Below are 6,987 nucleotides of genomic sequence, written 5' to 3' on the forward strand. Positions count from 1 at the left end.
TTGTTTTTCCAGCTTCGCATAGAAACTAGCTATCGCTTGTTTTTCCAGCTTCGCATAGAAACTAGCTATCGCTTGTTTTTCCAGCTTCGCATAGAAACTTCGCTTCGCTTGTTTTTCCAGCTTCGCATAGAAACTTCGCTTCGCTTGTTTTGAGTTGGGGGTAGTTGGGTTTATTTTGATTCTAAACTTTGGATTCTAAGCAAAAGCTTTGTTGATTAGCTAAGATATAAGAATATATAAGAAGATTTAGTTTTTTTGTCTTCACAGCTTTTTAAGGGGGGGGGGGGTAGTTCATGCTAGGAAAGTCTAGTGAAGTATTTTTAAAGAAATAGATTTTACTCTAAATGAGCTCGTAATAATATGGGCTTCATTCTAAAAGCTAAAGCTTTAACTTTATAGTTATAAGATATTTAAGACTTAACATTTATGGTATGAAGGTTATAAGATTAAAGCTTATTATGCTCGTTTAAGTCCATTTACAGTTTGCAACATGGAGTCAGCAGTTTGAATGCTCTTTGAATTTGCTTCATATGCTCTTTGTCCTGTAATTAGATCAGTCATCTCACTTACAAGTCTTACGTTACTTAACTCTAAGAATCCAGCTCTAATGCTACCTAGTCCATCTTGCCCTGCAATTCCTTCAATAGGCTCTCCACTAGCATTAGTATTCATATATAGGTTATCTCCTAAGCCATGCAAACCAGCCGGATTTACGAAGTTTACTAATTGGATTTGCCCTAACACTTCAGCTTGTCCATTGTTGCCTGTTGTAACGCTAACTGTGCCATCTGCTCCTATGTTTATATTTTGTGCCTCTGGTGGCACTGTTATTTGAGGTTGGACTAGATAGCCTTCAGGAGTAACTATATTGCCTTGGTCATCTAGCTTAAAATTCCCGCTACGAGTATATGCAATATTACCATCTGGGAGCTGTATAGGAAAGAAGCCTTTTCCCATGATTGCTAAATCTAGCGGATTTTCAGTCTCCTTTGGGCTACCTTGAGAGAAGATTCTATTAATCGCTCCAGTCCTAACACCAACGCCTACTTCTATACCTGTTGGAGTTAGCGTAGTTTCGCTAGTTTGTGTCCCTGCAAACTGCAATGCTTGATAAAATAAGTCATTAAACTCCGCTCGTTGTCTCTTGAATCCTACTGTATTTACGTTTGCAATGTTGTTAGAAGTTGTATCAATTTGTAGCTGCTGCCCTAGCATTCCTGTAGTAGCAGTATATAATGAACGCATCATGTTACTATCCTTAGTTTTATGATTAAATATATCCTAGACTAGCAAAATTCATGCCATAACTATATTGTTTTATAAATAAAATCTTAGTGAAATTGCATACTAGCACAGTGCAAGCTACCTTCTTGCGTTATTAATGCTGTGCAATCTATGGTGATGATATTGTAGTTTGGCAATGCCCTTTGCAATGTTTCTAATGCAATAGAATCTGTTGGCTTATTATAGATTGGTAAAAGTAGATGCTTATTATTTAAAAACAGAAAATTAATATAGCTAGCAGGTAAATATCGCTTTGTTTTACAATCTGTAGATATAGACTCTATTTTCCAGCTTCGCATAGAAACTTCGCTTCGCTTGTTTTGGCTAGAGTCTTTTAGGCTAGATTCTTGATTATTTTTGCTCTCTTCTAACTCCTGCCAAAATACACATAAAGGCAGTGCAACAAGCCTTAAATCATACACCTTAGCAAGATCTTCTAACTCTCTTTCCATGGCATTTAACTCTATGAAATGAGAATTGTTAGAATCAGAGCATTGCACATATGCAATTGTGTCTTCAGATATAAACCGCGCTAATGTGTCAATATGCCCATCTGTAGTATTGTCTCCCTCTAGGAAGCCTCTTGTAAGCCATAGCACATTTGAAACATTTAGATAATCTTTTAACTTATTTTCTATTTGCTCCTTTGTTAGATGTGGATTGCGATTAGATTCTAGTAGGCATTGAGTAGTGGTTAGCAGTAATCCAGATCCATTACTATCTATACTACCCCCCTCTAGCACAATGTCGCGAAGCTTCATATTAAGGAAAAAGCCCAACTTTTTAAGCTTATTATTGATTTGATTATCTAAATTAGCTGGATATTTTAGCCCCCAACCATTAAATCCAAAATTAGCAAATTCACATATTGCCTTTTCTTCACTCTCGTTATCTTGCTCTACAATTTTCCCAAGCAAGCCTAACTTTTCACTTGTTAAATTTGCTTTATTTAACATTGCATTTGTTATATTGCCAATTGTTTGAGTTTTTTGCATTTTGATTGATATTGGCATGCAATCCCTAGCCCATATATCATTGCTCTCTATTTCTACACAATGGCATTGATGCTTTGATGTGTCAAAACTTTGTAGCAGCTCTCTTACTCGCTTTTTTGATTCTAAATCCTTTGGGTGCAAAATTAGTATAAGATCTTCTACCTTTAGTACCTCTGCTATGATGTTGTCATAGCACTTTTGCACTTCATCAATCATTGGTGCAAAATCACAAAATCTATGTGGATATATAAGCACTATTCCCTTTTGTTCTTCCCACTCTGCAAACATAATAAATCCTTGTAGTTTGGATAAAATTCCTAGCATTATAACACCTATCCATATTTTAAAACCACAATAAACTAAAACCTAGCTATCTTTGGTAGCTTGGATTGAATGCTTTAACTTTTGCAATGGAGTGTTTATATAAGCTTTTGTAGTTTTAATGTTATTGACTGTATTACAAACAAAGAATATTTTACTTTCACTAACAAAAGAATCTAAAAATGTAGAATCTCAAAATCCAAACAGAAGAGATATTTCGTTTGTTTCACAAGCTCAATATGAGTAAGAGAGATTATCATGTCTCTACTACGTTATGAGGTAGCGACTTAAACATGATAAAAGAGTAAAAGGCGTTAGCAAATAAAGAATTTAAAGAGATGGTTAAAGATTCTTCGCTCAGACACCCCAAAGGATGAGAAAGGTGGGAATCCTCAAAAGGTTTTTTCTTTGCAAAAATCTCTTTTAGAAATGATTCAAATCTTTTATCGCTACAAACATAAAGTAGTTATTTATCTTAGTTGAACATAAAAACATACACTAATATTATTTGATGATAGATATAAAGTAAAATTAGATAAATCTAGCAGTAATATCAAAGCCTGCATTTACAAATATAGCTTTATGGTATCAAAATATAAAAATATAAAAATATACTTGCTACTATCTATTGCTAAAACAAGAATTTTGCTTTAAAGCTAATAATTATATTTATAAGATTATAAAAGGAGATATATGAATGTCCTAAGTATTGAATCAAGTTGCGATGATAGCTCTATAGCCTTGCAAAGCTTAGATTGTAGGCTCTTATGGCATAGGAAAATTTCACAAGAATATGCTCACTCATACTTTGGTGGTGTGGTCCCAGAGTTAGCATCAAGGCTATTTGCTAGGGATTTGCCTCATTTACTTAGAGAGTTTAGCAAGGAGTATAGCTTAAATGATATATCTGCTATAGCTGTAACAAATGAGCCCGGTCTTGCTACTTCACTCTTAGAGGGTGTAATTATGGCAAAGTCTTTATGTATATCGCTAGGCGTTCCTTTAATTGGCATTAATCATCTAAAAGGACATATTTACTCTTTATTCATAGGTCAACAATCAATCAAAATGCCTTTAAGCGTTCTACTTGTATCAGGCGGGCATACAATGATTATTGAATGCTTGAATTATAAAGATATGAGGATTATTTCTAGCACACTTGATGATAGCTTTGGAGAGTGCTATGACAAGGTGGCCAAGATGCTCTCTCTAGGCTACCCCGGTGGTATGATTATAGATTCTTTAGCTAAAGAGGCTTATTCTAGTGGGATTAGCCCAATTTCGTTGCCAATTCCTCTAGCAAATTCACAATGTTTAGACTTTAGTTTTTCTGGTCTAAAAAATGCCTTTCGCTTAGCACTTCAAGAGCAAGTCAAGCTACAAGGAATTATACATTTACATACTAAATTGCTAGAATCTGTTGGCAAGGAAATGAAGAAGTTAGATTTAAGTAAGTCTAGAGATAGTATTGATAGCTATAAGGAATCAAATAAAGATATTAACTTAATAAGAGAGCAGATTCTATCATCTAAAGCAGCTAAAGCATTATCACTAGGATTACAGCAAAGCGCGGTGAAACATCTACTTCAAAAATGTGAAAAATATCTTAAAGATGTGCCAAACATTCCATACTTTGCAGTTGTTGGAGGTGCTAGTGCTAACTCTTTATTGCGCAAGGAATTAGCTAGCTTAGCGGCTAAATACAACAAAGAGCTTTTGCTCGCAGATATTCAATACTGTAGCGATAATGCTGCTATGATTGGTAGGGCTGCAATTGCTCATATAGAATCTAGCCCTAATATATTGCATAGTTTCAATGTTGCTAATTCTTTAGGAATTGATATTAGCCCTAGAAATCAGGAAATTCAAAGCAATGTTTAAATAAAACTTAGCTTCCTAGAAAAAATAGAGCAATAGAATAAACAAAATTATAATTTGCTAATACATTATTAGATTTTCTTTTATTTTTATAATCGTTGCTCATTTATAGATTATATTTACAGGTTATATTTATGGGCTAAACACTAATATGTTTCAAATATCCTAGTAATATCAGCTAGATTGTCATTTTTTGTTAGAGCTAACATTAGCAATACACGGGCTTTTTGCGGATTTAAATCATTGCTACCAATGAAACCAAGTTTTGAGTCTTCTTTACTAGCAAGAACGATTCCATTGTTCACCCTTGAGCTCATAACCACAATTAACCCTTCTTGCATAAGCTGCTTTAATGTGTCCTTATGGTTTTTATGTATGCTACCAGCACCACTACCAGCTACTACAATTCCTCTTGTCCCGCTAGTAAATAGAGCCTGAGCGGCAATAGATGAGCCATCATTTGCATAGGAGTACAGAATATCAACCCTTGGCAATTCATTTAATAAGCTAATATCAAACTCGCTATTAGTAGTATGTGGCTTGTCTGGCGTGGTGTAAAAGAAAACTCTGCCGTCAATAATGTATCCCATATCCCCGCTATTTGGTGATGAGAAAGCATCTACATTTAATGTATGAGTTTTACTAACATATCTAGCACTCTGAATTCTATCATTCATAACTACTAGCACACCTTTGCCTTTTGCTCTGCTATCTGCGGCTAGGCTTACTGCATTATAGAGATTCTTTGCACCATCAGCACTAATAGCACTACTTGGTCGCATAGCCCCTACAATTACTACAGGCTTATCACTCTTTGTTGTTAGATGTAAAAAAATAGCAGTTTCTTCAAGTGTATCGGTTCCATGTGTAATAACTATTCCATGTATATCTGGGTCATTTAATAGATTATTTACGCGTTTAGCAAGTGTAAGCCAAACTTCATCGTTCATATTTGAGCTATCTATATTTGCTACTTGCTCGCCTTTTACATTGGCTATATCCTTGATGTCGGGGACAGCCTCTATTAGAGCCTCAACTCCTACTACTCCAGCAGTATATCCTGTTGTATTAATATTAGAACTAGTAGCCCCTGCAATAGTGCCTCCTGTTGCTAGGATTACTATATTGGATTTGGGTTTTTGTAATGCTTGCATGGTTACTTCTTCTTCTGTTTGCGATTCTATCTTTGCTTCTTCTGTCTCTTTGTTGCTATCTTTATCCATATCTTTAGAATCTTTTACTTGCTCTACTTGTGTTATATTTTTAGAGCCTTCTTCATTTTTGTTTTCACAACCAATAAATAAAATTGCGCAAAGAAAAAAAACTATTAAAGAATATAGCCTCATATTTTGCTCCTAATCCATATATCTAACTGAATATACGCAAAATTGTAGTGAATTTCGCACTATTGTGTCAAGATTTGTATATTGTATGGTTACAAAATTGCAAATTATATGCGGTTTGTGAATTTCATACGAGATTGTGCGTAGGTTTTATGGGTATAGCGCGATTAGTATCTCTATAAGCACAAATTTACAAGTAGCTTGGGATTGTGTGATTGTTTTAATCTATTGCTTTATTTCATTGCGATAATTTTGAATCTGTATACTTACGATGAGGAAGAATAAGATCTAGCTTATATTTAGTTAGGAGCACACCAAAATCATCAGGCAATTTAATGTTTTCATCATTGAATATTCTAGCCATTATCAAGCTACCTACTTTTGGCTTAAAATGCCACCCTTAAGAATTAAAATTTGATTTACCATATAAAAGCTCCATAGTTTAAGCACCTATGTGTTTGACTAAATAGTTGATTGCCTCAAAATATTGGTTTTCTATAATCATCATATTTTTAAAAGATGGAATAGTAGGCGACATATTTGGAGAAATGATAATGATGTCATTAGAATCTATAAGTTTTGAAGGCAGCAGATTTGTTATAAATTAATATTAGAGTTTTTGAAGTGAGGTGGGATTATCTTTATTTTGCTTAATAAAAAGTTTTTCTCTATTTCTTCTTGTGTAAAGGCAAATTCGTTTTTGTCAAAATCTGTAAATTTATCGTATGGAGTGGGATTTAATTCCTTTTATCGTTTTTATTGCAAATTTCAAGTCTATATATCTAAATTTTAAGGATAGAGGAATATCTCTCTTCACTAGTAATATTTTCTATTTGTTTATTTATTCGTTTTTAGGGCATACTTATCATATTATTTCAAGAATGAAATAATTAATACTTAGTTGCTATAAGGCGGGGTTATAAGAATTATAAAATAATGGTATAGGCTTTTGTTTATAAGGTTAGTTTTGAATACAAAATTTTGACATATATAAGTTCACTTAAAAATTAAAATATAAAAATACAGATTGCTCTATATTGACCTAAAAGCTTAGGCATATGATGAGTTTTTAAGGGTAACTCAACCCAAATAATCCCAAACATTCCCTTTAAAAGATTAAACGCTCCTTGCACATTTTCACTCCTAAAAAATATCCAAGCAATATT

At 33.7% G+C, this 6,987-nt stretch carries 5 protein-coding genes; 2 read left to right on the forward strand and 3 right to left on the reverse strand.

From position 1 onward, the window contains the following. Positions 1–456 precede the first annotated feature (456 nt). Positions 457–1,248 carry a flagellar basal-body rod protein FlgG gene (gene flgG / locus LS73_RS09410; RefSeq protein ID WP_034556680.1) on the reverse strand — a complete coding sequence of 264 codons (792 nt, stop codon included), beginning with the start codon at positions 1,246–1,248 and terminating at the stop codon, positions 457–459. An 83-nt stretch (positions 1,249–1,331) separates the two neighbouring features. After that, positions 1,332–2,567 carry an agmatine deiminase family protein gene (locus tag LS73_RS09415; RefSeq protein WP_034556678.1) on the reverse strand — a complete coding sequence of 412 codons (1,236 nt, stop codon included), beginning with the start codon at positions 2,565–2,567 and terminating at the stop codon, positions 1,332–1,334. 154 nt (positions 2,568–2,721) lie between these two features. Here LS73_RS09415 and LS73_RS10470 point away from each other — a divergent pair, with 154 nt between their 5' ends. Both LS73_RS10470 and tsaD read left to right on the forward strand, forming a co-directional pair. Next, positions 2,722–2,847, forward strand: a complete 126-nt coding sequence (locus LS73_RS10470) for a hypothetical protein (protein ID WP_267891686.1) — start codon at positions 2,722–2,724, stop codon at positions 2,845–2,847. Between the two features lie 446 nt (positions 2,848–3,293). Beyond that, a complete protein-coding gene (tsaD, locus tag LS73_RS09420) occupies positions 3,294–4,481 on the forward strand; it encodes a tRNA (adenosine(37)-N6)-threonylcarbamoyltransferase complex transferase subunit TsaD (RefSeq protein ID WP_034556676.1) in 1,188 nt (395 codons plus the stop codon). 143 nt (positions 4,482–4,624) lie between these two features. Here the strand turns inward: tsaD and LS73_RS09425 are convergent, their stop codons facing one another. Beyond that, a complete protein-coding gene (locus tag LS73_RS09425; RefSeq protein WP_034557331.1) occupies positions 4,625–5,632 on the reverse strand; it encodes a type II asparaginase in 1,008 nt (335 codons plus the stop codon). Positions 5,633–6,987 lie beyond the last annotated feature (1,355 nt).

The organism is Helicobacter muridarum (assembly GCF_000765805.2).
In the GTDB taxonomy this organism is placed as follows: domain Bacteria; phylum Campylobacterota; class Campylobacteria; order Campylobacterales; family Helicobacteraceae; genus Helicobacter_A; species Helicobacter_A muridarum.